26 protein-coding genes are annotated in these 24,564 nt (G+C 63.5%); 8 read left to right on the top strand and 18 right to left on the bottom strand.

Features of this window, described 5'->3' with window-relative positions; all coding sequences use genetic code 11:
• Positions 1–7: 7 nt before the first annotated feature.
• The 14 genes from fliP to AC1DXU_RS05675 all read right to left on the bottom strand — a co-directional run bounded on the left by fliP (position 8) and on the right by AC1DXU_RS05675 (position 11,516).
• Positions 8–739: a flagellar type III secretion system pore protein FliP gene (gene fliP, locus AC1DXU_RS05740; protein WP_477365414.1), complete on the bottom strand. Its 732-nt coding sequence runs from the start codon at positions 737–739 to the stop codon at positions 8–10.
• Positions 736–1,233: a flagellar basal body-associated FliL family protein gene (locus tag AC1DXU_RS05735; RefSeq protein WP_477365411.1), complete on the bottom strand. Its 498-nt coding sequence runs from the start codon at positions 1,231–1,233 to the stop codon at positions 736–738. Before AC1DXU_RS05735 ends, fliP begins: the two co-directional genes overlap by 4 nt.
• 18 nt (positions 1,234–1,251) lie before the next feature.
• Complete coding sequence (gene flgH, locus AC1DXU_RS05730; RefSeq protein ID WP_477365408.1) at positions 1,252–1,956, bottom strand: flagellar basal body L-ring protein FlgH; 705 nt, start codon at positions 1,954–1,956, stop codon at positions 1,252–1,254.
• Positions 1,953–2,531, bottom strand: coding sequence for a MotE family protein (locus AC1DXU_RS05725; protein ID WP_477365405.1), 579 nt, complete (start codon positions 2,529–2,531; stop codon positions 1,953–1,955). The genes flgH and AC1DXU_RS05725 overlap by 4 nt, the downstream gene beginning before the upstream one ends.
• Before the next feature lie 4 nt (positions 2,532–2,535).
• Entirely contained in the window at positions 2,536–3,777 is a 1,242-nt protein-coding gene (locus tag AC1DXU_RS05720; protein WP_477313267.1) for a flagellar basal body P-ring protein FlgI, read from the bottom strand.
• A complete protein-coding gene (gene flgA / locus AC1DXU_RS05715) occupies positions 3,774–4,310 on the bottom strand; it encodes a flagellar basal body P-ring formation chaperone FlgA (protein WP_477365402.1) in 537 nt (178 codons plus the stop codon). Before flgA ends, AC1DXU_RS05720 begins: the two co-directional genes overlap by 4 nt.
• 6 nt (positions 4,311–4,316) lie before the next feature.
• Positions 4,317–5,105, bottom strand: coding sequence for a flagellar basal-body rod protein FlgG (gene flgG / locus AC1DXU_RS05710; RefSeq protein WP_477313263.1), 789 nt, complete (start codon positions 5,103–5,105; stop codon positions 4,317–4,319).
• An 11-nt stretch (positions 5,106–5,116) separates the two neighbouring features.
• Positions 5,117–5,452 (bottom strand): flagellar hook-basal body complex protein FliE, encoded by a 336-nt coding sequence (fliE, locus tag AC1DXU_RS05705; protein WP_477365399.1) that lies wholly within the window; start codon positions 5,450–5,452, stop codon positions 5,117–5,119.
• A complete protein-coding gene (flgC, locus tag AC1DXU_RS05700; RefSeq protein WP_477245814.1) occupies positions 5,453–5,869 on the bottom strand; it encodes a flagellar basal body rod protein FlgC in 417 nt (138 codons plus the stop codon).
• A gap of 2 nt (positions 5,870–5,871) precedes the next feature.
• A complete protein-coding gene (gene flgB, locus AC1DXU_RS05695) occupies positions 5,872–6,252 on the bottom strand; it encodes a flagellar basal body rod protein FlgB (RefSeq protein ID WP_477365396.1) in 381 nt (126 codons plus the stop codon).
• An 86-nt stretch (positions 6,253–6,338) separates the two neighbouring features.
• Positions 6,339–7,565 carry a hypothetical protein gene (locus AC1DXU_RS05690; protein WP_477365394.1) on the bottom strand — a complete coding sequence of 409 codons (1,227 nt, stop codon included), beginning with the start codon at positions 7,563–7,565 and terminating at the stop codon, positions 6,339–6,341.
• Positions 7,552–8,970, bottom strand: a complete 1,419-nt coding sequence (fliI, locus tag AC1DXU_RS05685) for a flagellar protein export ATPase FliI (RefSeq protein WP_477365391.1) — start codon at positions 8,968–8,970, stop codon at positions 7,552–7,554. Before fliI ends, AC1DXU_RS05690 begins: the two co-directional genes overlap by 14 nt.
• A gap of 4 nt (positions 8,971–8,974) precedes the next feature.
• Positions 8,975–9,697, bottom strand: coding sequence for a flagellar basal-body rod protein FlgF (gene flgF, locus AC1DXU_RS05680; protein ID WP_477313251.1), 723 nt, complete (start codon positions 9,695–9,697; stop codon positions 8,975–8,977).
• 7 nt (positions 9,698–9,704) lie between these two features.
• On the bottom strand, positions 9,705–11,516 hold the full coding sequence (locus tag AC1DXU_RS05675) for a DUF1217 domain-containing protein (protein WP_477365388.1): 1,812 nt from the start codon (positions 11,514–11,516) through the stop codon (positions 9,705–9,707).
• Between the two features lie 146 nt (positions 11,517–11,662).
• On the opposite strand from AC1DXU_RS05675, the gene motA reads away from it, so the two are divergent.
• The 6 genes from motA to AC1DXU_RS05645 all read left to right on the top strand — a co-directional run bounded on the left by motA (position 11,663) and on the right by AC1DXU_RS05645 (position 16,579).
• Positions 11,663–12,538 (top strand): flagellar motor stator protein MotA, encoded by an 876-nt coding sequence (gene motA / locus AC1DXU_RS05670; protein ID WP_112559342.1) that lies wholly within the window; start codon positions 11,663–11,665, stop codon positions 12,536–12,538.
• Between the two features lie 35 nt (positions 12,539–12,573).
• Entirely contained in the window at positions 12,574–13,509 is a 936-nt protein-coding gene (locus AC1DXU_RS05665) for a FliM/FliN family flagellar motor switch protein (protein WP_477365385.1), read from the top strand.
• A gap of 35 nt (positions 13,510–13,544) precedes the next feature.
• The gene (gene fliN, locus AC1DXU_RS05660) at positions 13,545–13,931 is read left to right on the top strand and encodes a flagellar motor switch protein FliN (RefSeq protein ID WP_477313245.1); all 387 of its coding nucleotides are present in this window, start codon (positions 13,545–13,547) and stop codon (positions 13,929–13,931) included.
• Between the two features lie 35 nt (positions 13,932–13,966).
• Positions 13,967–14,983 (top strand): flagellar motor switch protein FliG, encoded by a 1,017-nt coding sequence (locus AC1DXU_RS05655; RefSeq protein ID WP_477313243.1) that lies wholly within the window; start codon positions 13,967–13,969, stop codon positions 14,981–14,983.
• Positions 14,984–15,062: 79 nt separating this feature from the next.
• Positions 15,063–16,145 carry a flagellar biosynthesis protein FlhB gene (flhB, locus tag AC1DXU_RS05650; protein WP_477365382.1) on the top strand — a complete coding sequence of 361 codons (1,083 nt, stop codon included), beginning with the start codon at positions 15,063–15,065 and terminating at the stop codon, positions 16,143–16,145.
• Complete coding sequence (locus AC1DXU_RS05645; RefSeq protein ID WP_477313239.1) at positions 16,142–16,579, top strand: hypothetical protein; 438 nt, start codon at positions 16,142–16,144, stop codon at positions 16,577–16,579. The genes flhB and AC1DXU_RS05645 overlap by 4 nt, the downstream gene beginning before the upstream one ends.
• A gap of 5 nt (positions 16,580–16,584) precedes the next feature.
• On the opposite strand, the gene AC1DXU_RS05640 is transcribed toward AC1DXU_RS05645, so the two are convergent.
• Positions 16,585–17,355 (bottom strand): helix-turn-helix transcriptional regulator, encoded by a 771-nt coding sequence (locus AC1DXU_RS05640; RefSeq protein WP_477313237.1) that lies wholly within the window; start codon positions 17,353–17,355, stop codon positions 16,585–16,587.
• Positions 17,352–18,062 carry a helix-turn-helix transcriptional regulator gene (locus AC1DXU_RS05635; protein WP_477365379.1) on the bottom strand — a complete coding sequence of 237 codons (711 nt, stop codon included), beginning with the start codon at positions 18,060–18,062 and terminating at the stop codon, positions 17,352–17,354. Before AC1DXU_RS05635 ends, AC1DXU_RS05640 begins: the two co-directional genes overlap by 4 nt.
• 518 nt (positions 18,063–18,580) lie before the next feature.
• On the opposite strand from AC1DXU_RS05635, the gene AC1DXU_RS05630 reads away from it, so the two are divergent.
• The gene (locus AC1DXU_RS05630) at positions 18,581–21,484 is read left to right on the top strand and encodes a M16 family metallopeptidase (protein ID WP_477365376.1); all 2,904 of its coding nucleotides are present in this window, start codon (positions 18,581–18,583) and stop codon (positions 21,482–21,484) included.
• Positions 21,485–21,551: 67 nt separating this feature from the next.
• Positions 21,552–22,745, top strand: coding sequence for a TMEM43 family protein (locus AC1DXU_RS05625; RefSeq protein ID WP_477365373.1), 1,194 nt, complete (start codon positions 21,552–21,554; stop codon positions 22,743–22,745).
• Positions 22,746–22,794: 49 nt separating this feature from the next.
• Here AC1DXU_RS05625 and AC1DXU_RS05620 read toward each other — a convergent pair whose 3' ends face one another.
• Both AC1DXU_RS05620 and AC1DXU_RS05615 read right to left on the bottom strand, forming a co-directional pair.
• Positions 22,795–23,826 carry a histone deacetylase family protein gene (locus AC1DXU_RS05620; RefSeq protein WP_477365370.1) on the bottom strand — a complete coding sequence of 344 codons (1,032 nt, stop codon included), beginning with the start codon at positions 23,824–23,826 and terminating at the stop codon, positions 22,795–22,797.
• Positions 23,827–23,849: 23 nt separating this feature from the next.
• A complete protein-coding gene (locus tag AC1DXU_RS05615; RefSeq protein ID WP_477365367.1) occupies positions 23,850–24,503 on the bottom strand; it encodes a TetR/AcrR family transcriptional regulator in 654 nt (217 codons plus the stop codon).
• Between the last annotated feature and the right edge of the window lie 61 nt (positions 24,504–24,564).

The following is a 24,564-nucleotide window of genomic DNA, read 5'->3' as shown; positions in this document are numbered from 1 at the left end:
GAAACGATCAGTTGAACGATCGCACCAGGCTGCCGACCAAAAGGTTCCAGCCGTCGATCAGGACGAAGAACAGGATCTTGAAAGGCAAGGAGACGACGGTCGGCGGCAGCATCATCATGCCCATGGCCATGGTGATGGTGGCGACGATCAGGTCGATGACCAGGAACGGCAGCACGATCAGGAAGCCGATCTCGAAGCCGCGGCGGATTTCCGAGATCATGAAGGCCGGGACCAGGATGCGCAGGTCGACGGTTTCCTTGGCAACCACCTGGCCGCGCTCGCGGGCGAGATCGGCAAAAAGATCGAAATCCTTGTCGCGCACATTGTGCAGCATGAAGGTGCGGAACGGATCCGAGATCTTCCCGAACGCCTCGGTCTGGCTGATCTGGTTGTCCATCAGCGGCTTGACGCCGGTGTTCCAGGCCTGGTCGAAGGTCGGCGCCATGACATAGAAGGTCATGAACAGCGACAGCGAGATCAGGATCAGATTGGCCGGCGTCGACTGCAGGCCGATGCCGGCGCGCAGGATCGAGAAGGCGATGACGAAGCGGGTAAAACTCGTCACCATGATCAAAAGACCCGGCGCCACCGACAGCACGGTGAGCAGGCCGAACATCTGGATGATGTAGCCGACGGTGGTGCCGTCGGTCTTGCCGATGCCGCCAAGGTCCAGTTGCTGCGCGGCAGCGACAGACGTGGCGGCGATGACGATCGCCGAGGCGATGAGGAACTTTCTCATTCGAGCAGCAATGTCCTGATGAGAACCTGTTTGGCATGGCCGCCGCTGCGGATCGCGGCGCGCTCCTCGAGGTCGGCTTTCAAATGCTGGTAGCCGCTGGCGCCCTCGATCTGGTGCATCTTCAAAGTGCGGACCAGGGCCAGCAGATCCTGATGGATGTCGTCGGAAACCGTCGTCGGTTGCGGCGCGTCATACAGAACCGACGCCTCCAGCCTTATCCAGACGTCGGCGGGCGCCGCCAGATTGGTGGTGATCGGCGCCAGCGCCACAAGCGTTGGCCCGGCGCCCGGCTGCTCGTGCGCGGCGGCGGGCTGCTCGGCATTGGCCTGGTTCTCCGGCGCCGCCGGCACAGTTGCCGGACCCCCGACGCCTTTCAGATAGCCACCCGACAGCCAGCCCATGCCGACGGCAGCGGCCGTCACCGCCAGCAGCATCGCCAACTGGATGACGAGGGACGGTCCCTTTTTGGGTTCGATTTGCTCGACGCTGGCCACGTTGCGGTTCTCCCGATCCTAGAAAGGAAGGACTTGATCGAGGATCTGCTGACCGTAGGCCGGCTGCTGGATCTCGCTGACGCGTCCGCGGCCGCCATAGGAAATGCGCGCCTCGGCGATGCGTTCATAAGAGATCGTGTTCTCGGCGCCGATATCGGACGGCCGCACCATGCCGGCGATGGTGAGCACCCGGAGTTCGGCGTTGACGCGCACTTCCTGTGATCCCTTGATCAGCAGATTGCCGTTGGGCAACACCTCGGTCACGACGGCGGCGACATTGAGTTCCAGGCTCTCCGAGCGCTTGATTTCGCCGTCGGCGTTGGTTTCGGTGTTGGAGCTAAGGGCCGCGTCCCCCTTGCCGCTTGTACTGTTGCCCTCCCAGCCGAGATTGACGTCATAGCCGAGCTTGCGGGCGGCGGTGCGGCTTCTGTCGTTCTGGTTCTTGAAATTGGCCTTGTCATTAAGCTTGATCCTGACGGTCAGGATGTCGCCATCGCGCAGCGCGCGGGGATCGGTGAACAGCCGGCTCTGGCGATCGTCCCACAGCGAAAATTTCTTCACAGGCGCCGGCGGCGCTTCAGGATAGCTGTAGGGAGCGTTGGTGCTGCCGGTGATGCCAGAACCGACCGGCGACAGCGCGGGCTCCCTGCCAACCTCCCTGAGGTCGGACCCGCAGCCGGACAGCGCGGTGACCGCAAGCAGGATGAGCGTTCTGCGGATCATGACGGATCTACCCTTCGGGCGGCGCTGGCCATGATGCCGGTGAGCGCTGCCGCCGCCTTCTGGTCCATTTCGTTGAGAATGATGCTGGCCTTGCGCGGATCGAGTTTCATCAGGATGGCGGCGGCGAGGTCGATATTGACCATTGCCAGGCGCTCGGCAGCCGCATCGGGCTTCATGCCGGCATAGATCTTGACGACGCCGTCCTCGGCGCGCGCCAGAAAGACTTCGCGCCGCTTCAGCCATTGCTCGTATTCGGCCCGCTTGTCGTCCAATGCCTTCATGCGCTGGTCGATGCCGGCCTGCAGTTGCTTCAGTTCCTCCGCCTGCAGCATGTAGCGGCGGTCGCGGGCAGCGTCGGCGATGTTGGAGCAGAAGCGCTCGATCTCGCTTTGATCCGGCGCCTTCTCGCGTGTCAGCTGCTGCGGTGCTGCGGGCGGCTGCCCGCTAGGCAACACCTGTCGAACCGTTTCCTCGGTGCGGGCAGGGCCGCCGGCGAAAAGCGCAAGCGCGCAGGCCGCCAGGACTGCCCTGGCGTTGCGATGGTGTTTTCGTCGAAGAAGATCGATCATCGGCATGGGCCTATTGGAGAACCAGATCGGCCTGCAGGGCGCCGGCCGACTTGATGCCTTGCAGAATGGCAATGATGCCGTCCGGTTTGACGCCGAGACGGTTGAGGCCGGAAACAAGTGTCTGAAGGTCGGGTCCATCAAGCACGGCGACACGGGCGTCGGGCTGGGTGGCCTCGATGGTGGTGAAAGGCTCGACCGCGGTCACACCCTTGGAGAAGGGTTCCGGCTGGACGACCTTCGGCTGCTCGGTGATGCGCACGGTGAGCGTGCCGTGGCTGATGGCGACCCGCGAAATCTTGACTTCGTTGCCGATGACGATGGTGCCGGTGCGCTCGTCGATGACGACGCGGGCCGGCGTGTCCGACTCGACGACCAGGTTCTCGATCTCGGCAAAGAAGCGGGCCGCCGAAACATTCTTCGGACGTCTGATTTGTACCGTGCGGGCATCACGCTCTGCCGCCACGCGCATGCCGAAGCGCTGGGAGGTGTATTCGTTGACGGCGTCGGCGATGCGAACGGCGGTCGAGAAATCGGGATTGCGCAGTTGCAGGGTCAGTGAAGACTGATCTTCGAACTCGGCCTGGACGGCACGTTCGACGATGGCGCCGTTAGGCACCCGTCCGGCGGTCGGCACGCCTTGCGTCAGCTGCTCGGCCTGGCCCTGGGCGGTGAAGCCGGAAACGATCACCGATCCCTGTCCGACGGCATAGATCTCGCCGTCGGCCGCCTTCAGCGGCGTCATCACCAGCGTGCCGCCGGCGAGTGACGTGGCATCGCCCATCGAAGAGACATCGATGTCGATGCGGGCTCCCGACTGGACGTAGGGCGGCATGTTGGCAGTGACGATGACGGCGGCGACGTTCTTGGCCCGCGCGCTGCCGCCCTCGGTGGCGATGCCGAGATTTTCGAGCATGGCGCGGATCGACTGTTCGGTGAAGGGCGAGTTGCGCAGGCTGTCGCCGGATCCGGCGAGACCAATGACCAGACCGTAGCCGACAAGCTGGTTGTCGCGGGAGCTCTGCAGCTGGGCAATGTCCTTGATGCGCGACGCGACCTGGCCGGGCGGCAGCGTGCTTGGGCCATTGGAGACCTTGAACATGCGCGTGGTGGTGGCCGGATCATATTCGGGATCGACAAAGACGCCGCCATCTTTAGCGGCGAGATCGCGCTTTTGCTTGGGCGTAAGCCCGTCGGCCAGCGCCGGCTGGAGGCCGAGCAAAGCTGCAAGCACAAGAGCAAGTCCGCGTTTCATGTAGCGCTGACCCTGATGGAACCGTCGGCCATCACCGTGCCGGAAAAGATCTTGCCGCTGTCGATGTTGCGGACCTTGACGAGATCGCCGGCAGCACCGGGCTGCAGCGTCACGGCCGTGGCCGAAATGGTGAGGCCGCCGGCGATGAAATAGACCTGCACGGCCGCACCCTGTTCGACCAGCCAGGCGTCGCGGATGGCGGCGACCGGAATGTAGCGGCCGGGCAGCAGCGTGCGCTTGGCGACCTTGCCGTCGAGCTCGTCGGCGGTGGTGGCGACGGCATCCGGCTTGTGCTTGCCTGCGATGAGCGTCACCTGCTTCAGGGCGCCCGGTTCGATGGTCTCGCCGGGATAGATGACCCGGTTGGGGATCAGCACGACGTCGCCGGCGGCCTGGTTGCTGGCGATCTGGTTGGCCGACTGATTTGTGGTCTGGTTTGCAGTCTCCTGGGCAACAGCCGGCATGCCGCCGGCTACCAGCGCGAGGAGCAGCGCGGCGCGGCGGAATGCGGAGCGGGAGACCGGCTTGAACATCGTTTGTTACCTGATGTTCTTGGAGACGACCGAGGCCATGTCGTCTGCGGCCTGGATGACCTTGGAGTTCATCTCGTAGGCACGCTGGGCCGAGATCAGCTCGGTGATTTCCTTGACCGGATCGACGTTGGACGCCTCGAGATAGCCTTGCTGGACGGTGGCGACGCCGGGGTCGCCGGGCACGCCGACATTGGCCGGACCCGAAGCCGCCGTCTCCTGGAAAAGATTGTCGCCGAGCGGCGCGAGACCAGCTTCATTGGCGAAGTTGGCGAGCTGCAGCTGGCCGAGCAGCTGGAGGTTGGCCTGGCCATCGATGCGGGCAAACACCTGGCCGGTCTTGTTGACGATGACTTCGAGAGCATCGGTCGGCACGGTGATGGCCGGGATGACGTTGGCGCCGTCGACGGTCACCAGCTGGCCGGTGGCATTGGTGTTGAAGGCGCCGGCGCGGCTGTAGAGCGTGCCGCCATCGGCGCCCTCGATCTGGAACCAGCCCCTGCCGGTGAGCGCCAGGTCGAAGCTGTTGCCGGTGCTGGTCAGCTCGCCCTGGGTGTGCACGTTGCGCACTGCCGTGGTCTTGACGCCGAGGCCGATCGAGACGCCTTCGGGCACCAGTGACGAATTGGAGCGATTGGGTACGCCTTGCGTGCGGTCGACCTGATAGAGCAGGTCGGAAAATTCGGCGCGCGCGCGCTTGTAGCCCGTGGTGTTGATGTTGGCGATGTTGTTGGCGATGACTTCCAGATTGGTCTGCTGGGCATTCATGCCGGTGGCGGCGATGGCGAGTGCTTTCATAGCGAGGTTCCTCAGATGCCCATGCGGCTGACTTCGAGATATGCGGAAACGACCTTGTCGCGGATGGCGACGGCGGTCTGCAGCGCTTGCTGGGCGCTCATCACGGCATCGACGACCTGGCGGGTGTCGGCATCGCCCTTGAGCGCCTGCAGCGATACCTGCTCGGCATTTTGCATGGTGCCGACCGTCTTCGACGCGGCCTGGCTCAGCGCTTCGGCGAAGGTGGTGCCGATGTCGCTGCCGGCCAGCGGTGCTGCACCGCCCTGAAACAGGCTGGTCGCCGCATCGGTGCCGCCGATTTCAGGCTTGAGTTGAAGTGCGCCGATGCCGCCAATGCCGCCGATCATTTACTGGTTCCTCATCAGGTCTATGGTCATGGAAATAAGATCGCGTGCCTGCTTGATGACCTGCAAATTGGCCTCGTAGGAGCGGTTGGCCTCGCTCATGTCGGCCATCTCGATCAGCACATTGACGTTGGGCATCTTGACGTAGCCCTTGTCGTCGGCGGCTTCGTTGCCGGGCTGGAATTCGACAGGGAAGGCCGCCGGATCGCGGTCGATCGAACTGACCTCGACCAGCGAGCCGCCGGAAGACCGGTCGAGCTGCGAGACAAAGCTGATGGTCTTGCGGCGATACGGATCGGCGCCGGGTGTGTCACCCGTCGACTGGGCATTGGCGAGGTTTTCCGAGACGACACGCAAACGTTCCGACTGGGCACCGAGACCGGATGCTGCGACTTTGAGGGCTGCGGTCAATGCGTCCATGGTCAGCTCTTCACAGCCATCATCATCATGGAATGGAATGCCTTGACGATCGCGGTGTTGAGTTCGAAGGAGCGGCGGACTTCGCCGGCTTTCATCAACTCGTTTTCCAGCACCACCGTGTTCTTCGACGGCATGATCGAACCTGTGGTTTCCTCAGGCTTGACCGTGAAGCCGGCATTGGTCGCCGCGCTGCCGAGATGACCGGCCTGGGTGGCATTCAACGATACTGCCGTGCGGTCGAGGACCTTCTCGAAGGGCTCGACATCGCCGGCGGTGTAGCCCGGCGTGTTGACGTTGGCGATGTTGCTGGCAATCGCGGACTGGCGCACGGCCAGCCACTGCGACTGCTTGGCGGCGAGATCGAAAAGGTTGACGGGATCCATGGGAAATCTCCGGGCAGGTTCCAGAGACTAGGCCGCCAGTCTTGCGCGGGCCTTGCGCGCGGCCGAACACCGCGCGGCAGGGGCTGCTACTTGGAGAGTTCGATCACCTGGTCGGTGCTGGTGACCAGAACCCATTTGCCGCCGCGTTGCTCGATCGACGTGACGAGGCTGGAATCCGGCAGTTTTGAGCCGCGCTGGACGATCCACAGGCCGGCATCGTCCTCGATCATGGCGCGGCCGTTGGCGACATGGACCACGCGGAATTTGCCGACGTCGGCCGGGAAGGGCTGTTCGTCGACACCTGGAGGATTGACGGTGGTGTCCTGCAGCGTGCCGGTGGCAAACAGATCGACATCAGGAGGGACATCCTTAGCCGTCAGCGGCGCGCCGGCATTTTCCATTTCCGAGCCGCCGGCGGTGCGTCCGGCATTGGTGCCGCTGCCGCCGAACTTGATGGCCTGGACGCCGAACTGGTCCTGGTTGAAGAAGATGTACCAGGGAAACAGCGCGCAAATCAGGCCGAGCGTGATGCCGAGCGCGGCGAAGACGAAATCACTGCGCCGGTCATCCTTCTTTTTCAACCTGGGAAACTGCGGCTTTGGCGGCTGCGGCCATTCGGTGGCGGGAAAAAGCCCGTCGAGAAGCGAGTCACGACTGGCGGCGATCGCGTCGGCAAGCTCGGCATGCGGTGCCTTGGGCAGCGGGGGCTTGGCGAAAGCGGGAGCAGGTCTGGCCACCTGCGGGAAGGCAGGCTTGCTGACATCGCGCAATGCAGGTTCGACTGTCCTGAGCGATGCTGGCTTGGCTTCGTCGGTCGATGCGGGCGCTGCGATTTTGCGCGAGGCAGACTTGGCCGCCTTGCGCGCCGCCACCTTGGCTGCTTTGCGCAACGCCACCTTGGACGCACTGCTCGATATGAGTTTCGCGCTACCCAATGCAAGCTTGGACACACCGCGCAGGGCAGCCTTGGGTGCACCGACCAAGGCAAGTCTGAACGCGCTGGGTGTGGATGGCTCACCCATGCCGGGCAAGGCAAGGCTGGCTGCGTTCGGCAAGGCAGAGTCAGGCGAGCCGAGCAAGGCAGGCTCGGGCACCCTGGGCAACATAGGCTGGGGCAACGCAGGTTGGGCCACTCTCGGCAAGAATGGCTTGGCTGCCCTGGCCAGAACAGCCTCGGTCTTGGCTGCCTTGGCGCGATCAGCCCTTGCCTTGGCGAATTTTGCTTCGGCGGCCCGCGCGTCGTCCGCCGCCGCGGCGTCGGCAATCATCTCGCGCAAAAGGCGCTCGGTGTACTGAAGCTCAGTCTCCTGCATCGGCACTTTGCTTGCCTTTCAGATGGCGGGCGAGGTCGGAGAACGGGTCGGTCGAGGCGCGATCCCTGGGCGACTGCGTCAATGCTTCGTAAATCAGCGGCACCTGGCGCACCGCGATGTCGAGTTCGGCATCGGCGCCGCCCTGATAGGCGCCAAGCAGGCGAATGTCGCGCGTGTCCTCGAAGCGGGAGATCATCGACTTCAGCTTGGTCACCAGCATGCGCTGCTCGGCGCTCCATGCCTTGTCGGCAAGGCGGGAGATCGACGACAGCGGATTGACCGGCGGATAGCGTCCCTGCTCGGCGATGGCCCGGTCGAGCACGACATGGCCATCGAGGATACCGCGCACCGAATCGGCAACCGGGTCGTTATGGTCGTCGCCGTCGACCAGCACCGAAATGATGGCAGTGATCGAGCCCTGGCCTTTGATTCCCGGGCCCTCGACGCCTGGTCCGGCGCGTTCAAGCAGTTTGGGCAGGTCGGTGAAGACGGAAGCCGGATAGCCGCGCGCCACCGGCGGTTCGCCGGTTCCTGTCGCTACTTCGCGCAGCGCATGGGCAAAACGGGTGATCGAATCCAGCACCAGAAGCACACGGTGGCCCTGGTCGCGAAAATGCTCGGCGACGCGCATGGCGGTGTCCGGCGCGCGCCGGCGCATCATGGCGCTCTCGTCGCTGGTGGCAACGACAGCGACGGTCTTGGCCATGCTTTCGGCGCCGATCGTATCCTCGAGGAATTCGCGCACCTCACGGCCACGTTCGCCGATCAGTGCCACCACGACGGTGTCGAAGGCGTCAGCGCCGGCCAGCATGGCGAGCAGGGTCGACTTGCCGACGCCGGAGCCGGCAAAGACGCCGAGGCGCTGGCCAAAGCAAAGCGGGGTGAAGATGTCGATGACGCGCACACCTGTCATGAACGAGGTGCCGACGCGCTGCCGTGACATGGCGCCTGGTGTCGTGCCATCGCCGCTTGCCGCCACGTCATTCCTGATCAGGGCCGGACCGCCGTCGATGACGCGGGTGAGCGCGTCGATGGCGCGCCCGCGCCAAGAGGCATGCGGCGTCACCGTGAGCGGACCGCGGCGAAACACGGCGTCGCCGATGCCGGCATCGGCGCTGCGTTCGAAGGGCGCGACGATGACCTCGTCGCGGCCGATCTTGACGATCTCGCCACGGCGCGTGCCGGCATGGCTGCGCTGTTCGACGAGATCGCCCAGCCTGGCGACTTCTGAAAGGCCGCGCACCTTGTAGTGGGTGGGCGAGACTTCGGCGACGCGGCCGCCGCGCCGCAGCAATGTCTCCGTGTCATCGAAACGGCGCCAGATCCGCTCCAGCGCGGCAAGCCGGTCTTCAGGCTCCGCTTCAGGCAGCTTTTCGAGCGCGCGTATCGATGGGCCGGTCGACATGCCGCTACTTGGAGCCGAGCGTCTTGATGGCGTCGTCGGTGGAAGCATCGGTCTGGCGCATCAGCGCCGCCGTGTTCTCGAAGGCGCGCTGAACCATGATCAGACGCGTCATTTCCAGCACCGGATTGACGTTGGATTCCTCGAGGAAGCCCTGGGCGACGCCGATGTCGGAGCGGTCGGTGACCGGCTCGGGCGTGCGCGCCGGAACGATGCCCGAATTGCCGTAGCGGACGAAATTCTGCCCTGGGTCGAAATCGTAGAGGCCGATGGCGCCGACAAGCTTGTCGCCTTGCCGTAGTGAACCGTCGGCGCCTGCCTTGGGCGGGCCATCGCGCGGATCGAGCTGGATCGGCGCGCCGCCGGAATCAAGCACCGGATGGCCCTCGATCGACATCAGTTCGCCGTTCTCGTTCATCGAAAAACGCCCGTCGCGAGTCATCACGGTGCCCGCAGGGGTGTCGATGGCGAACCAGGCGTCGCCCTGGATGGCGAAGTCGAAGGGATTGCCGGTCTCGGTCATCGCGCCATGCGCGCCGGAAAGATAGGTGTTGCCCGTCGATGCGAAGGACACTGACTTCGGCCCGGTGCCGGAGACGACATCTTCGAACTTCACGCCCGTGGCGCGAAAGCCGATGGTCGAGGCGTTGGCGACATTGTCGGCGATGGTGTCGAGGCGGCGCTCGAGCGCGATCTGCGATGAAAGGGCGACGTAGAGGCTGTCCTGCATGATACTCTCAGAATTTCAGTTTCTGCATGGCCATCATCAGATCGGTCGAGATGCCGGCAGAGGTCGGTTGGGCAAACAGCACACCGACCGATGTCGATGCGGTCGAGGTCGGATGGTTGATTTCCCACAGGCTGGTGAATCGGGTCAGGAATTTCTCGAGCTTGGCCGGGTCGGTGAAATCGGTGAGGTCGAGCTTCTGCTCGAAGGCCTGTGCCTGCTTGTCGATGTCGGCGGTGGCGAAGGAATCGGGCAGGCCGAGCGCGGTGCGCACGACGCTGGACAGGGCTGTGTCGGCCAGCACGTCGTACCAGCTGGTAATGGTCGACGCCTTGCGCTCGAAATAGAGCGCCAGCCGCACGCCCTCATTGTCCTTGCCGGCGTCTTCCTCCAGTGTCTGGCGCATGTATTTGTCGACGACCGGCTGCTGCGACGGACTGCGGGTCGTTGCCGCTTCTCCATAAGCCTCGAAATTCAGCGAGGTGGCGAGCCGGGCGTAGGCCTTGTTGCTGAGCTTGTTGGCGACGCTGTTGGGATCGCTGACGCCGCCCTCCAGCACGTCGCGGACCAGGTTCTTGTTGGTGGTTGCCGGATCGAGACCGCTGGCGGAGAGCGCATAATTGTACAGCCGGCTGTCGGCCATCAGGTCGTCGACGGACTTCACCTTGGTGATGTTGGCGAGATAGTAGCTGGTCTCGGCCTGGATGTAGTCGGCGTTCGGCTTGATCAGGCCAAGCCCGGACTCGATCGTGTAAAGCTTCGGCGTGGTCTTCAGCACGGCGTCGCGCGTGGTCGTCTGGTCGCCATACTGGGCAAAGTCGAAGGCGCCCACGAAGTTGGCGTAGCTTTTGTCGGCCAGGAGGTTGGCGGGGCTCAACGGATCGGTGACGCCGCCATTGACCATCGTGCGGATCTGCTTCGCCGTCTGGGTCGATGCATCCAGCCCGTACGCAGCCATGGCGAAGGTCAGCAGGCGCTTGTCCTTCAGGAGATCCTCGATCGATTTTACCTTGGAGATGTTGGCCGCGTAGTAGTCGGCCTCGCCCTTGATGTATTGCGCGCTCGGTTTGACCAGCACCAATCCGGTTCCGCCCATGACAGCCTTCGGAACCGCCTGCTGGACGGCATCGCGCGCCGTTGCCTGGTCGCCATATTGGGCGAAGTCGAAGGCAGCGACGAAGGCGGCATAGCCCTTGTTGGTCGAGGTGTTTGCCGGACTGTTCGGATCGGTGACGCCGCCTTCCAGCATTGCCCGGACGGTCGCAGGCGGTTCGCTGTCGGCATCGAGGCCGAATGCGGCCAACGCATAGGTGAGCAGGCGATCGTTGCCCATCAGGTCGTCGATCGATTTTACGTTGGAGATGTTGGAGATATAGTACGAGGTCTCGCCCTTGTAGTAGCTGAAGCCGTTCTTCGAGACACCGGCCGCGACCTGGACACTGAAATTGTTGGCTACACCTTGCTGCGCCGGGTTGTAGCTCGTGGCATTCTCCCCCAGCGCCGCGAAGTTGAAGGCTTTCACGAACTCGGCATAGCGCTTGTCGCTCAGTTTGTTGGCGAAGCTGTCGGAGTCGGACACGCCTTCCTTCAGGGCCTTGACCATGAAGGCCTTTGCGTAAGCCATGTCGCCAAGGCCGAAGGCCTTCATGGCATAGGTGAACAGGCGGGTGTTCTTGACGAAATCGTCGATCGTTTTCACGCTGCCGATGTTGGCCAGATAGTAGTCGGTGTCGCGCTTGGTGATCGGCTGCGCCTCGACGCGGTCGATCGCCTTGGGAATGTCCCTGGCGATGAGCTGGTAGCTGGTAAAAGTGCTCAACACGACATGCCTCCGGTCGCAGCTTCAGAAGCAGAGTATGCCGACTTCCTTGCGCGAGGCTGAATCGGTTCGCGATGCGCGATTCAAGCCTCACACAAGGCACGAGGGCTATCCGTTGATCTGGACGTTGAAATGCGGAAGGACCTTTTGTGGGCATTCTGATCGGACTAGTGGTGACGCTCGGCTGCGTTCTCGGCGGCTTCATGGCCATGGGCGGCCATCTTCATGTGCTGATGCAGCCATGGGAAGCGGTGGTCATCTGCGGCGCGGCTCTCGGCACCTTCCTCGTCGCCAATCCGATGAAGACCGTCAAGGACACCGGCAAAGGCATTCTGGAAGCCTTCAAACAGGCAGTGCCGAAGGAGCGGGACTATCTCGAAACGCTCGGCGTGCTGCACAGCCTGATGCGCGAATTGCGCTCCAAGTCGCGCAGTGAGGTCGAGGCGCATATCGACAATCCCGAGGAATCGGCGATCTTCCAGGCCTTCCCGACCGTGCTCAAGAACCACGATCTGACGCATTTCATCTGCGACTACTGCCGCATCATCATCATCGGCAACGCGCGCTCGCATGAGATCGAGGCGCTGATGGACGAGGAAATCCAAACCATCAAATCCGACAAGATGAAGGCCTATCATGCGCTCGTGGCGGTGGGCGACGGCCTGCCGGCGCTTGGCATCGTTGCCGCCGTGCTCGGCGTGGTCAAGGCGATGGGCGCGCTCGACCAGTCGCCGGAAATCCTCGGCGGCCTGATCGGCGCCGCGCTCGTCGGCACCTTCCTCGGCATCTTCCTGTCCTATGCGGTGGTCGGGCCTGTCGCCACCAAGATCAAGACGGTGCGCGAGAAGAAGAACCGCCTCTACATCATCGTCAAGCAAACGCTGCTGGCCTACATGAACGGGGCGCTGCCGCAGGTGGCGATCGAGTTCGGCCGCAAGACCATTTCTTCGTATGAACGGCCGACGATCGACGCGGTCGAGCAGAGCACGATGAATACCGCGTCCGCCGAGAAGAAAGCCGCCTGAGCCATGCGCGACACCAGACAAGGCCGCGCGCCGTCATGACCAGCCCAGGCAGCCCGTCACAAACTCGTTCTCTGATCATCGAGCGTCTGGTCGGCGACAGCGGCGAGGCCGCTCACGTCATCGGTACCGGCCGGTCGATGGGCGAACGCGCTCTGCCGCTGCTGCAAAAAGCTCTGGCCGGCGAGCTTGGTGCTCCGGTCACCGTCGACCTGCGGGCGGTCGAAGTGAGCCGCGTCCCCGATGCGCGCGCACACGCCGGCGAGACGTTTGCCCTCACCATCATTGCCTCGCCAACATCCTCCGATGCGATGACGCTGGTCATCGATTCGCCGGCGATCGCGGTCATGGTCTGCGCGCTGTTCGGTGGCGATCCGGATCAGGCTGTGTCACCCATCGAGCGCGATCTGTCGCAGATCGAGACGGATGTGGCGACGATGGTGTTCCAGGAGGTTGCGCAGGCGCTCAACGGATCGGGCCGCCGTTCGCTCGAATTGCGGCTGCCGGTGCCGCGGGCGATGTCCGGCATGGAGGCGAAGCGCCGCGTGCTGCGCGATGGTGCCGCCGTTCGCATCGTCTTCGGCATCTCGACGCCGACTGACACCGGTACGGTCACGGTGATGATCCCGCAGCGAATTCTTTTGGCGACGCGCGGCATCGCGGCCAATGGCAATGAGGCCGACAGCGCGAATTCCGACTGGCGGGCACGTTTTTCGGAAGAGGTGATGCGCTCGACGGTGACGCTCGAAGCGACCATGCCGCTGGCCCGGCTAACACTTGGCGACCTCGCCGATTTCGAACCGGGCCAGGTGATCGAATTCGAGGAGACCGCGCAGTCGCAAGCGCGGCTGAGCGCGCGCGACAAGACGCTGTTCATTTGCGAGTTCGGCAAGTTGGGACAGAATTACACCGTCCGGATCCGGCACCCTTACGACGCCGGACAGGACTTCATCGATGGGCTTATGCCAGGCTGACGCCGGGAGAGCCTGAGCTTTTTTGGAGACGACGTATGGCCAAGACCAAGGTGGAAGCCGAACCCGATCAGCCGGACGAACAGCTCGACCGTGCCATCGAGGAATTGCGCGGTGTTCTCCAGGAAGAGGAAAAGCGGCCTGATGCCGCCTTCCGGTCAGCCTCCGGCGCCAATTCGAATGTCATTATGACGATACCCGTCGATGTGCAGATCATTCTTGGCAGCACAGAGATGCCGGTGTCCGAGCTGATGGCGCTGCAGAAGGGCTCGACGGTGGCGCTGAACCGCCGCATCGGCGAGCCGGTCGACGTGGTGGTCAATGGCCGCAAGATAGCACGCGGCGAAATCACCGTGCTGGAGAGCGATCCATCGCGCTTCGGCATCAGGCTGACTGAAATCATCGCAGCGGCAAAAGGCGCTTAAAGCATGAACGACGCGCGGCAGTGGAGGCGGACGGCATGACAACGCTGATGACATTGACGCGCCCGCAAAAGGCCGCCGCCATCCTGGTGGCGATGGGCAAGCCTTCGGCCAGCCGATTGCTGAAATTCTTCAAGCAGGAAGAACTGAAAGCGCTGATCGAGGGTGCCCGTCTGCTGCGCACCATTCCGCAAAGCGATCTCGAACGCATCGTTGCCGAATTCGAAGCCGAATTCACAGAAGGCGCGGGATTGCTCGATTCCGCCGACCGGATGGACACCATCCTCAATGAATCGCTGTCGCCGGAAGAAATGAGCGCCATCATGGGCGACAAACGGTTCGAGGTCGCGCCGGAAGGGCCGCCGCCGATCTGGCCTGAGCTGGAAAAGCTCGAACCGGAGCGCCTCGGTACTTTCCTTGCCGGCGAACATGCGCAGACCGCGGCCATGGTGCTGGCGAAGCTTTCGCCGCAAGCGGCGGCGAATGTGCTGTTGACCATGACCAAGCCGATGCGCAGCGAGATCATCAAGCGCATGGTGACATTGGCGACCGTTCCGGAGGCGGCTACGAGGATCGTCGAGAACCAGCTGCGCAACAGCATACTGGCGCAGACCTCGACCAAGGACACATCGGCCGGACAGGCGCGCGTCGCCAGCCTGCTCAACGAGATGGACAAGCCGCAACTCGACGAAGTCATGCAGGATCTGGAAGAAGCCGGTACGCCCGATCTTAGCGGCGTCAGGTCGCGGCTGTTTGCCTTCGACGATTTGCCGCTGCTCACCCAGAAGGCGCGGGTGCTGCTGTTCGACGGGCTGTCGACCGAACTGGTCACGCTGGCCTTGCGCGGCGCGCCGCCCGGATTGACCGAAGCGGTGCTGTCGGCAATCGGCGCGCGGTCGCGGCGCATGATCGAAGCCGAGCTCGGGCAAGGCTCGGAAGGGATCGCCCTTGCCGACATCATGGCGGCACGCAAGACGGTCTCGGTGACGACAATCCGGCTTTCGCGCGAGGGAGCGTTCGAGCTTCCCTCGTCGCAGCAGAGCGAAGCGGCCTGACATTCTATCTTTTTTCGCAATTCCGGACCGGAAAACCGCTCACACTTTTCCTGGAATTGCTCAAAGCGGCTGACACCAAATGGCTGACGCGGTCGACAAAGACTCGAAAACCGAAGACGCGACCGAAAAGAAGATCCGCGACACCGTCGAACAGGGCAAGCTGCCCCATTCCAGGGAAACCGCAATCCTTGCCTCCTTCGTCGCCATCCTGGTGTTCACCGTTTTCTACGCCAAGGACGCCATAGTCGATCTCGGCACGTTCCTGTCGATGTTCCTGGAGAAGCCGGAAGCCTGGCCGATGGAAACCGAGACCGACGTCATCGCGCTCTACAAGACCGTGATCATGGAGGTCGGCCGCGCCGTCGTCAGCCTGCTGGTGTTGCTGGTCGTGGCCGGTGTCGGGGCCTCGGTGTTCCAGAACATGCCGCAATTCGTCGGCGAGCGGATCAGGCCGCAATTGTCGCGCATCTCGATAGCCAAGGGTTGGAGCCGGATGTTCGGCGTTCAGGGCTGGGTCGAGTTCCTGAAATCGCTGGGCAAGCTTGGCTTTGCCATCGCCGTACTTGTCTTCACGCTGTCGGAAGACCACCGCAAGCTGTTGACGGGCATGATCACCAACCCAGTCGCTTTCGGTCTCGTCATCAGGGGTATTGCCGTCGATATCCTGGTGGCGATCGTCTTCGTCATGGGGCTGATCGCGGCCGTCGACATCGTCTGGTCGCGCTTCCACTGGAAGCAGGATCTGCGCATGAGCAAGCAGGAGGTCAAGGACGAGATGAAGCAGTCGGAGGGCGACCCGATCATCAAGTCGCGGCTGCGGTCGCTGGCGCGCGACCGTGCGCGCAAGCGGATGATGACGGCGGTGCCGCGCGCGACGCTGATCATCGCCAACCCGACACACTTTTCGATCGCGCTCAAATATGTCCGCGACGAGGATGCGGCCCCCGTGGTGTTGGCCAAGGGCCAGGATCTGGTGGCGGTGAAGATTCGGGAGATTGCCAGGGAGCACAACATCCCGATCTTCGAGGACGTGGCGCTCGCCCGCTCCATGTACAAGCAAGTTTCGGTTGATAGCGTGATCCCGTCGCAATTCTACCAGGCCGTCGCCGAACTGGTGCGGATCATCTACTCGAAAAAGGCTGAGCGCAGACTGACCTCATGAACCGACAGGCACACGCAAATTCCCGCGAGATCATCGTCGCCAACGCCATCGAGCAGGTGGTGGACGAGTTGCGGCTGATCGATGTCGCCGACTACATCGCCTTCATCCGGCTGGAGCATTTCGCCTGCCTGTCGGATCTGGTGGATTCGGCCGTCGAGCTGTTCTTCCAGCCGGGGACATTGCGGCTCGGCCATGGCGGCGAGGCGCATGTCGACTGGAGCGGCAGCCCGCGCATCGTGCTCGATCTGGAACTCAGACCACCCGGCGTCACCGTTTATTTCCAGCTGACGCTGAGCGAGCACAAGGCTTCGGTGGTGGTCAACTACGTGTCGTTCGAGAAGCCGGGCGAGGATCCTGAGCGCAACACGGCCTTGCTCGAGGCGGTGATCGAGCAGGCGCGGATCCGCAGGACCGAACCGCTGGCCTTTGGCTGATTGCCCTATTCAATCAGCCCGAGCCGCAGCGCCTTGGCGACCGCCTGGTTGCGGTTGACCGCATTGAGCTTCTGCGTCGACTGCGTCAGATACTGATTGGCGGTGTGGACCGACAGTTTCAGCAGCCGTGCGATCTCTTCGCTGGTGTTGCCGTTGGCGGTCAACTTCAGGCATTCGAGCTCGCGCTTGGAGATCGAACGCATCCTGCCGGCATCGCTCGGACGGATGCGGGCGACTGCTGCAAACAGCGAGAAACAGCGGGCGTGGATCTCGTACAGCGCGTCTTCCGGCAAGGCCATTTGCGACCCCAGGAAAACCACCAGCCCGCAATGGCCGCGATCGGCATGGACGGGAAAGGCGATGCCGTTGGTGCCCGGCGCCAGCGCCGCCATGCGCTCCGACCAGGCAAGGTTCACGAATGTCTCTTCCGAGCCGGGCATGCCGTCATCCGCCCACCAGCGCGGCGCCGTCGAGGTGCGGGTGTGGCGCACGATCTCCTCGCCATTGGCGCCGGAGATGAATTTCGTCGCGACGGCGGTGCCGGGATAATCGGAATCGAAGCCCGCCACGAGACGCGCCCGTTCCGGCGACGGACTGACGAAGAACAGGCCGAAGGCTGCGGCATTGACGTCGACGGCGATCCAGCGGCAGCGGCGCACGGCATCCGGAATGGTGACGGCCTGATGCGTTTCGGAGCCGAGCGAGAAGGCACCGAACGGATTGCGCTGCTCGCTGAAAAGGGCCTCCGCCGCCTCCTTGATTTGCGTGTGTTTCAAATGATGCCGCTCCTGATCGCCGTGGCGATGGCCATCGCGCGGTTCGAGGCCGCGAATTTCTGTATGGCGTGGGTGAGGTAGCTGTTCACGGTGTTCGAGGAGACGCCAAGGATGACCGCGACCTCGTCGGTGGTCTTGCCCTCAGACACCCAGAACAGGCATTCGCGCTCGCGGTCGGACAGTGGATCCTGCATGGCGGCGGCGGCGATCAATTGCGGGATGCTGGAAAGCGCATAGCAGCACTTCAACTGCGCCTTCATCAGCGCCGGCTGGTCGATTTTGCCGGCCGCGGCGGCAGAGAACAGCGCGAACAGGCGCTGGCGGCCGACATTGAGCCGCAGCGAATAGACTTCAGCATGGCCAAGCACGTCGAGAAGGCGGGCTTCTTCGCCGGTGAGCAGCCCGCCGGCGTCGGGTGCCTGGGCTGCCACCAGCGGTTTCGGGCGGATGCCGGGCGCTGCCGTCAACGCGCCTTGGGCAAGGCCGGCGATCAGCCGCTTGCCGATCAGTTCGATGGCGTCGAAGATCCAGTTGGAAGAAACGATGCGCGCGTCGTTGCGGTCCTGGTCGTGGACGATGGCGACGAGCATGTAGCTGTCGGCGCCGATATCGGCAGCAAGCTGCATGAAAAAGGAGGTGAGATCGCCGCGGGACGCGAGGCGCGAACCTAATGTGTCGGATTGCAGAAGCGCGGCGGGACTGCTCATTTGCTGCTTTGGTTGGATGTCATGGCCGGAATCTATTCTTTAGCCCGGAGGCTGGAGTCACCAGCAGCCGAACTTGGATACGCATTACGTTTACGAAGCACACGCACGGCACGGGGTCGCGCCCGATCGAACCGAATCCTTCTAGGGAACGCGAAGCCGTCCGCGTCTGGCGCCGGAAAAACTCCGGAACGTGAGACTTTGGGTGGTTGCCGCGCCCCCCAGGACCGGCTGATTCGGGTCTAATCTACCCGCACTCGAATCCGACATCAAACGCGATTTGACAAAATCGAATCCGATGGACTCGGGCGCGACTCAGAGGCCGGCTTTCGGGGCCTTCGACAGACCTTCGGCCACAGGTTTCGACACGAAAAAGCCAGACCTTGTTGCAAGCGTGCCGTATCGGCGGCCGATCGATTCCGATAGGTTGCAGCGGTTGGAAGGGATGGGCATCCCTTTCGATCGATTTAGGGGCGATATTGGCGGCGCGTGTCTCGCGGCCGCCAAAATGGGGTTTGATCATGGTGCGGATTTTCCTCGCATTCACGGTGGCGGTTGCGCTGTGGAGCGGCGCTTGGGCGGCGGAGCCGGCGAAGGCCGAGCCTGTCGTTACCTATGCGCTCGGCAACGGGCTGCAGGTGGTGCTGGTGCCGGATCATCGCGCACCCAAGGTGGTGATGAACCTGCGCTATCGCGTCGGCTCGATGAACGAACCGGCCGGTCGCTCGGGCTTTGCGCATCTGTTCGAGCATTTGATGTTTTCCGGCACGCCGGCATGGCCGAACGTGTTCGGCGCGCATGCCGCGCTCGGCAATGAGATCAACGCCTGGACCACCGAGGACGGCACGGTCTTCTATGTCGACGGGCTGTCGTCGTCGCTGCCGATGATCCTGTCGCTGGAAGCCGACCGCATGGCCAATCTCGGCCGTTCCGTGACGCAGGCCAAGCTCGACCTGCAGCGCTCCGTGGTCAAGAACGAGATGCGCCAGAACGTGCTCGACAAAGCCGGCGCCTCCGGCTGGGAAGCTTTCTGGTCGGGCCTGTTTCCGAAGCCGCATCCCTACAGCCGCATGGTCATCGGTTCGGTGGCCGATCTCGATGCCGCGACGCTCGACGATGTCAGAGGCTTCTTCAACAGCTACTATCTGCCCAACAATGCGGTGCTGGTTCTGGTCGGCGACCTCAAGGTCGATGAGACCAAGGCGCTGATCGAAGACACGTTCGGCCGGATACCGCGTGGCGCCGATGTGGCGCGGCCGGCGGTGCCCGAACCGACGCAAGCCAGGCTAAAACTGGTGCTCGAGGATCGTGTGCCGAGCCCGGTCGTGGTGGTCGGCTTCAGCGGTCCGGTGGCGCAATCGTCGGACAATGGCGCGCTCAGCATTGCAGCGGAACTGCTCGGCAATGGCGACTACGGCTTCCTGCGCAACCGGCTGGTGGCGCAGAAGGGTATCGCCACCTATGCCAGCGCTGGCTGGACGGGCGGGCTGCTCGGCGGCCGCTTCACGCTTGAGGCGGGTGCCGCGGGAGGTGTCGCCCCCGAGGCGCTCGAAGCCGAGATGAAGGCCGCTTTCGCCGATTTCCTGAAGACGCCGCTCGATCCGGCGGACGTGGAACGCGCGCGCAGCAACCTTTTGCTCGGCGCCCGCCTCGGCACCGAGTCGTTGAAGGATCGCGCCGGCACTGTCTCCTACAACGCCGATATTCTTGGCGATGCGCAGAGCGCGCTGGAGGACGATCCAAGGATCAAGAACGCCAGCGTTGCCGATATCGAAGCGACGATCAAGCGGCTGCTGAAGCCGGAAGACGCCAGCGTTCTGGTGCTGAAGCCCGGTCCGCGCGGCGGCTACCCGGACGCTTTGATCGGATCGTCCGGCACACCGCAGCCGTTTACCGCGCCAGAGCGCGTGGCGATCGACATTCCCAAGCACCCGGCCGGCAACGCACCTTCGGCGGTGCTGCCGGAAAAAGAGACGGCGACGCTCTCCAACGGCATCAAGCTTGTCCACTACACCATGCCTGAAGCGCCGATGGTCTATCTCGCGGCGAGCGCCGAAGGCGGCTGGAACAGCGTGCCGGAAGGCAAGGAAGGGCTGCTCGAACTTGCTGCCAGCATGGCGACGCGCGGTGCCGGCGAGCGCGGCTCCGCCGACTTCGCCAAGGCCACCAGCGATATCGGTGCCAGCATCGGTTCCCAGGCGGGCACCCTGACCACCGCGATGACGCTCGGCGTCCAGCCCGAGAAACTGGATCAAGGCATCGGCCTGCTTGCCGACGCGGTGCTGAAGCCGCGTTTCGACAAGGCCGACTGGACCATTCTGACGGCGCAGACGGCCGACTGGCTCAATGGCCGCGAAGCGGATCTGCCGGGTGTGGCAGGCCGCGCCGCGAAGGCGGCACTCATTCCGCAAGTGCCAGGCAAGGCGGCGATCGACTGGTCGGCAAAGGCGCTGGCGTCGATCTCGCTGGATGACGCCAAGGCTGCCTTCAAGGCCGTGTTCACGCCGAAATCCGTGACCTTCTACAGCGTCGGCCCGGTGCCGGTGGAGACAGTGGCCGCCAGCCTTGAAAAGGCGTTCGGCGCATGGTCAAGCGATGCTGCCGGCTATGCGGCTGAGGCCTCGCCGGCGGCGCATTTCAATGGCGGCCAAAAGGTGCTGCTGGTGCCGGAACCTGGCGCCAGCCAGTCGGCACTGTTCGTGGCGCGGCCGGCACCCGGCAGCGACGAAAGCGAGCGTGCCGAATCAACGGCGGTCGCCAATCTGCTCGGTGACGATTTTTCGAGCCGGCTGAACTCTGTGATCCGTGAGGAGAAGGGCTATTCCTACGGCGTCTCCAGCTACCTGCTCAGCCCGATGAAAGCCGGATCCGGACTGGTGGTGGCAACCACGGTCGAGCGCGCCAACACAGGCCCGGCGATCACCGAAATCCTGAAGGGCTTTGCCGGGCTGAAGACGTTGCCGGTGGCGCAGGACGAGGTCGACCGCACGGTCACCGTCTACCGCCGGGCGCTGGCCGGATCGGCCGAAACTTCGGCCGGACTCTTCAACTCGCTGATCGGCGCTGTCGGCAGCGGCTCGACGCTGGAGGACCAGCAGGGCCGCATGACGGCGCGCACCAGGCTTACGCTCGAAGCCGTGCAGAAACAGGCGCTGGCCCTGTCCTCGCTCGAGCCTTCGCTGATCGTGGTGGCGGGCGACCCGGATGTGGTGATGCCGCAGCTTGCAGCGATCGGCCTCAAGGACGTCGAGATCGTCCAGCGGCAAGATGAGCAAACCGCCATGCGCGCACTCGATCTGCTCAGCGGCAATCAACAGGCGCCACTGACCGCCTCGCCATGGCGGCTCGGCGACGGCGGCACGACACGGGCGGTGCATTCCTGTGAGAACGGCAAGGATTGCGGCGCGCGTATTCACGCCGACTGATGAGTTTAAAGCGCGCGGCTGTCCGGTCGCGTGGAAAATTTTGGCAATAGCGGTTTCGGGGGAAACGATGAGCGATTCATTTCGGGAAGTAACATCCGTCTCGTGGTTCGGGCGGATCAAGCGTGCGGTTGGCGGGGTCATCTTTGGCCTGCTGCTGGTCGTGCTGATGGTGATCGGGCTGTTCTGGAACGAGGGCCGCGCGGTGCAGACGGCGCGCTCGCTGGCCGAGGGATCGGGTGCGGTCGTCTCGGTCGGCGCCGACAGCGTCGATGCCGCCAATGACGGCAAGCTCGTGCATGTCAGCGGCCCGGTGACGGCGAGCGACGGCCTTGCCGATCCGGATTTCGGCATTGCGGCGCAAGGGCTGCGCCTGTCGCGCACCGCCGAGATGTACCAGTGGAAGGAAGAATCCAAGTCCGAAACGGAGAAGAAGCTGGGCGGCGGCGAGGAGACGGTGACGACCTACAGCTATTCCAAGGTGTGGGACGACAGCCAGATCGATTCATCGGATTTCAAGAAGCCGGATGGCCACCAGAATCCGCCGATGGAAATCCACAGCAAGACCTTCCAGATTCCGGACGGCAAGCTTGTCGCGTTCGATCTCGATACGCCGGTGCTCGACCGCATCGAGGGCGACAAGGACTATTCGCTTGCGTCCAGCCAGGCGGCCGCGATCAAGGCCGCTTACACCGGCACAAAGCCGATCAACGTCGTCGACGGCAAGATCTATCTCGGCGCCGACACGACATCGCCGGCACTGGGCGACTATCGCATCGGCTATGAGCTGGCGCCGCTTGGCGTGATCAGCATTGTTGCGCGCCAGGCCGGCAGCCGGTTCCAGCCCTACCAGACGGTCGCCGGCGACGAACTGCTGATGGTCGATACAGGCGATGTGCCGGCGGCAAAGATGTTCGCCCACGCGGTCTCTGAGAACACTATCATCACCTGGCTGCTGCGGGCCGTCGGTCTGCTGCTGCTGACGATCGGCTTCGCCCTGTTTCTCAGCCCGATCGGCGTCATCCTCGACGTCATTCCCTTCCTCGGCAGCATCGCGCGGATGGGAACCGGCATCATCGCCTTCTTCCTGGCGATCCTGGTCGGGACGACGACCATCGCCATTGCCTGGTTCTGGTACCGGCCGGTGCTGGCGGCAGGCATTCTGGCGGCGGGCGTCATTGCAGCGGCCGCGGTCTATTATCTCGGCCGGTCGCGCAAACCGGCCGCGCCGGCTGCGGCGCCGAGCGTCGGCGCCACCAGCTGAAATCGTCGGTTTTGTAAACGATTGGGGGCGGCTATGGCCGCCCTTTTTGTTACCGGTCCTCGAAGCCGGTCAGCACGCCGACGGCGTTGATGCCGATCTCTTCGACGGCATAGCCGCCTTCCATGACGAACAACGTCGGCAGGCCGAGTTTTGCTATGCGGCGGCCGATCTTGGGATAGTCGGAGCTTTTCAGCTTGAACTGGCTGATCGGGTCCTTCTCGAAGGTGTCGACGCCGAGCGAGACGATGACTATATCGGGGGCGTAGGCGGCAAGTTTGGTGCAGGCATCGTCGAGCGAGGCGCTCCAGGCGTCCCAACCGGTGCCGAACGGCATCGGATAGTTGATGTTGAAGCCTTCGCCGGCGCCCGCGCCGCGCTCGTCGGCATGGCCGAGGAAGAACGGATATTCGGTCAGGGGATCACCATGCAGGTTGATGACCTGGACGTCGGCGCGGCCGTAGAAGATTTCCTGCGTTCCGTTGCCATGGTGATAGTCGACATCGAGGATCGAGATCCGTTTGGCACCCTGGTCAAGGAACCATTGCGTGGCGACGGCGGCGTTGTTGATGAAGCAATAGCCGCCCATGAAGCCGGCGCCGGCGTGATGGCCTGGCGGACGGCAGAGCGCGAAGGCCGATGTCTCACCGCCCTTGACCAAAGCGGCCGCGGTCAGCGCGACGTCATAAGACGACTTGATCGCGGCCCAGGTGCCTTCGACGAAGGTGGCGCCGGCGTCGAAGGAATAGTAGCCGAGCAGGGCGTCGATGCGCTGCGGCGGCACGTCGCCGCGCAGGCCGCGCGTCGGCCAGGTGAAGGGCATCGCCGTGCCCTTGTGCCCCTCAGCCGTCCAGCGCGGCCAGACGGTCGGCAGGAAATCGATGTAATCGGCCTTGTGAATGCGTTTGGCGGCGGTGAGATCATGTTCGACCGGTCCGATGATAGGCCCCAGTTTCTCGCTCTCGACCCGCGCTCTGATGAACTCGGCCCGCGACGGCTTTTCGAAACCCGGCACGATGGCCGATGTGACCAGTTCCATCTGGCCGGAATGGCCGGCGTGAAGCGGCGAATAGACAGTCTTCATAAAATTCCTCTCGAAGTGCGAACTTATCCAAGATTGAGATAGGGGCTCACCAGAGCGAGCCACATGGTTTCGACATCGTCCTCAATGAGGTCGAACGTCCGGCGATCCTTTTTCAGCCCGACAAGCCGGCAGACGTGCCCGACCTCCATCATCACCACGCCGAGCCGGCTGGCGATCTTGTCTTCAAGCGCCGGGTTCACATGCTGCAGCCATGCGGCGTAGAGGGCGATGATCTGGTCGTCATATTCGTTCTGGATCGGCCTGAGGTCGGCATTGCCGGAGATAGCCTCGATCACCGGCATCAGGCTGGCGTTGTCGAGATAGAGCCTGGACGTGTCGACGAAGAGTTCGCGCACTTCCTGCCGAAACTCTTCGCGGTTGGTGGGCGCAGCGACCTTGATGCGCTTTTCGATGACCTCGGGAAAGGATGACAGCCAGCGCCGGGCGAGGTCGAGCAGAATGGCTTCCTTGTTGGGGAAGTATTGGTAGACCGAACCGACAGACAGGCCGGCGCGCTGCGCAATGGCCAGCGTCGTCGGCGTCTTGGTTCCTTGCTCACGCGTCAGGGTTAGCGCCGCGTCCAAAATCCTGTCGACCACCTTGCTCGACCGTTCCTGTCGCGGTTGCTTGCGCGGTTCGAGCGCCATCCTGGTTTCGCGGCTGAGATTGCGCTTCACGTCCCCGATGCCCTCGTTCCCCCGTCCCAAGCGCCGGATGCTGTCCACAATACATTCGAAA

Source organism: Mesorhizobium sp. P3_A10, from assembly GCF_056403175.1.
The sequence above is the reverse complement of the archived record's forward strand: the minus strand, read 5'-3'. Positions and strand labels throughout refer to the sequence as shown.

What these genes read in the sequence shown, in the direction of transcription:
- AC1DXU_RS05690 (WP_477365394.1), bottom strand. Translation starts at nt 7,565, where the DNA reads ATGCAGGAGACTGAGCTTCAGTACACCGAGCGCCTTTTGCGCGAGATG.
- flgB (WP_477365396.1), bottom strand. Translation starts at nt 6,252, where the DNA reads ATGGATCCCGTCAACCTTTTCGATCTCGCCGCCAAGCAGTCGCAGTGG.
- flgF (WP_477313251.1), bottom strand. Translation starts at nt 9,697, where the DNA reads ATGCAGGACAGCCTCTACGTCGCCCTTTCATCGCAGATCGCGCTCGAG.
- fliN (WP_477313245.1), top strand. Translation starts at nt 13,545, where the DNA reads ATGGCCAAGACCAAGGTGGAAGCCGAACCCGATCAGCCGGACGAACAG.
- flgH (WP_477365408.1), bottom strand. Translation starts at nt 1,956, where the DNA reads ATGATCCGCAGAACGCTCATCCTGCTTGCGGTCACCGCGCTGTCCGGC.
- AC1DXU_RS05645 (WP_477313239.1), top strand. Translation starts at nt 16,142, where the DNA reads ATGAACCGACAGGCACACGCAAATTCCCGCGAGATCATCGTCGCCAAC.
- AC1DXU_RS05630 (WP_477365376.1), top strand. Translation starts at nt 18,581, where the DNA reads ATGGTGCGGATTTTCCTCGCATTCACGGTGGCGGTTGCGCTGTGGAGC.
- AC1DXU_RS05655 (WP_477313243.1), top strand. Translation starts at nt 13,967, where the DNA reads ATGACAACGCTGATGACATTGACGCGCCCGCAAAAGGCCGCCGCCATC.
- fliP (WP_477365414.1), bottom strand. Translation starts at nt 739, where the DNA reads ATGAGAAAGTTCCTCATCGCCTCGGCGATCGTCATCGCCGCCACGTCT.
- flgA (WP_477365402.1), bottom strand. Translation starts at nt 4,310, where the DNA reads ATGTTCAAGCCGGTCTCCCGCTCCGCATTCCGCCGCGCCGCGCTGCTC.
- AC1DXU_RS05720 (WP_477313267.1), bottom strand. Translation starts at nt 3,777, where the DNA reads ATGAAACGCGGACTTGCTCTTGTGCTTGCAGCTTTGCTCGGCCTCCAG.
- AC1DXU_RS05665 (WP_477365385.1), top strand. Translation starts at nt 12,574, where the DNA reads ATGACCAGCCCAGGCAGCCCGTCACAAACTCGTTCTCTGATCATCGAG.
- AC1DXU_RS05625 (WP_477365373.1), top strand. Translation starts at nt 21,552, where the DNA reads ATGAGCGATTCATTTCGGGAAGTAACATCCGTCTCGTGGTTCGGGCGG.
- AC1DXU_RS05725 (WP_477365405.1), bottom strand. Translation starts at nt 2,531, where the DNA reads ATGCCGATGATCGATCTTCTTCGACGAAAACACCATCGCAACGCCAGG.
- flgG (WP_477313263.1), bottom strand. Translation starts at nt 5,105, where the DNA reads ATGAAAGCACTCGCCATCGCCGCCACCGGCATGAATGCCCAGCAGACC.
- AC1DXU_RS05635 (WP_477365379.1), bottom strand. Translation starts at nt 18,062, where the DNA reads ATGAGCAGTCCCGCCGCGCTTCTGCAATCCGACACATTAGGTTCGCGC.
- fliI (WP_477365391.1), bottom strand. Translation starts at nt 8,970, where the DNA reads ATGTCGACCGGCCCATCGATACGCGCGCTCGAAAAGCTGCCTGAAGCG.
- flhB (WP_477365382.1), top strand. Translation starts at nt 15,063, where the DNA reads ATGGCTGACGCGGTCGACAAAGACTCGAAAACCGAAGACGCGACCGAA.
- AC1DXU_RS05620 (WP_477365370.1), bottom strand. Translation starts at nt 23,826, where the DNA reads ATGAAGACTGTCTATTCGCCGCTTCACGCCGGCCATTCCGGCCAGATG.
- flgC (WP_477245814.1), bottom strand. Translation starts at nt 5,869, where the DNA reads ATGGACGCATTGACCGCAGCCCTCAAAGTCGCAGCATCCGGTCTCGGT.
- fliE (WP_477365399.1), bottom strand. Translation starts at nt 5,452, where the DNA reads ATGATCGGCGGCATTGGCGGCATCGGCGCACTTCAACTCAAGCCTGAA.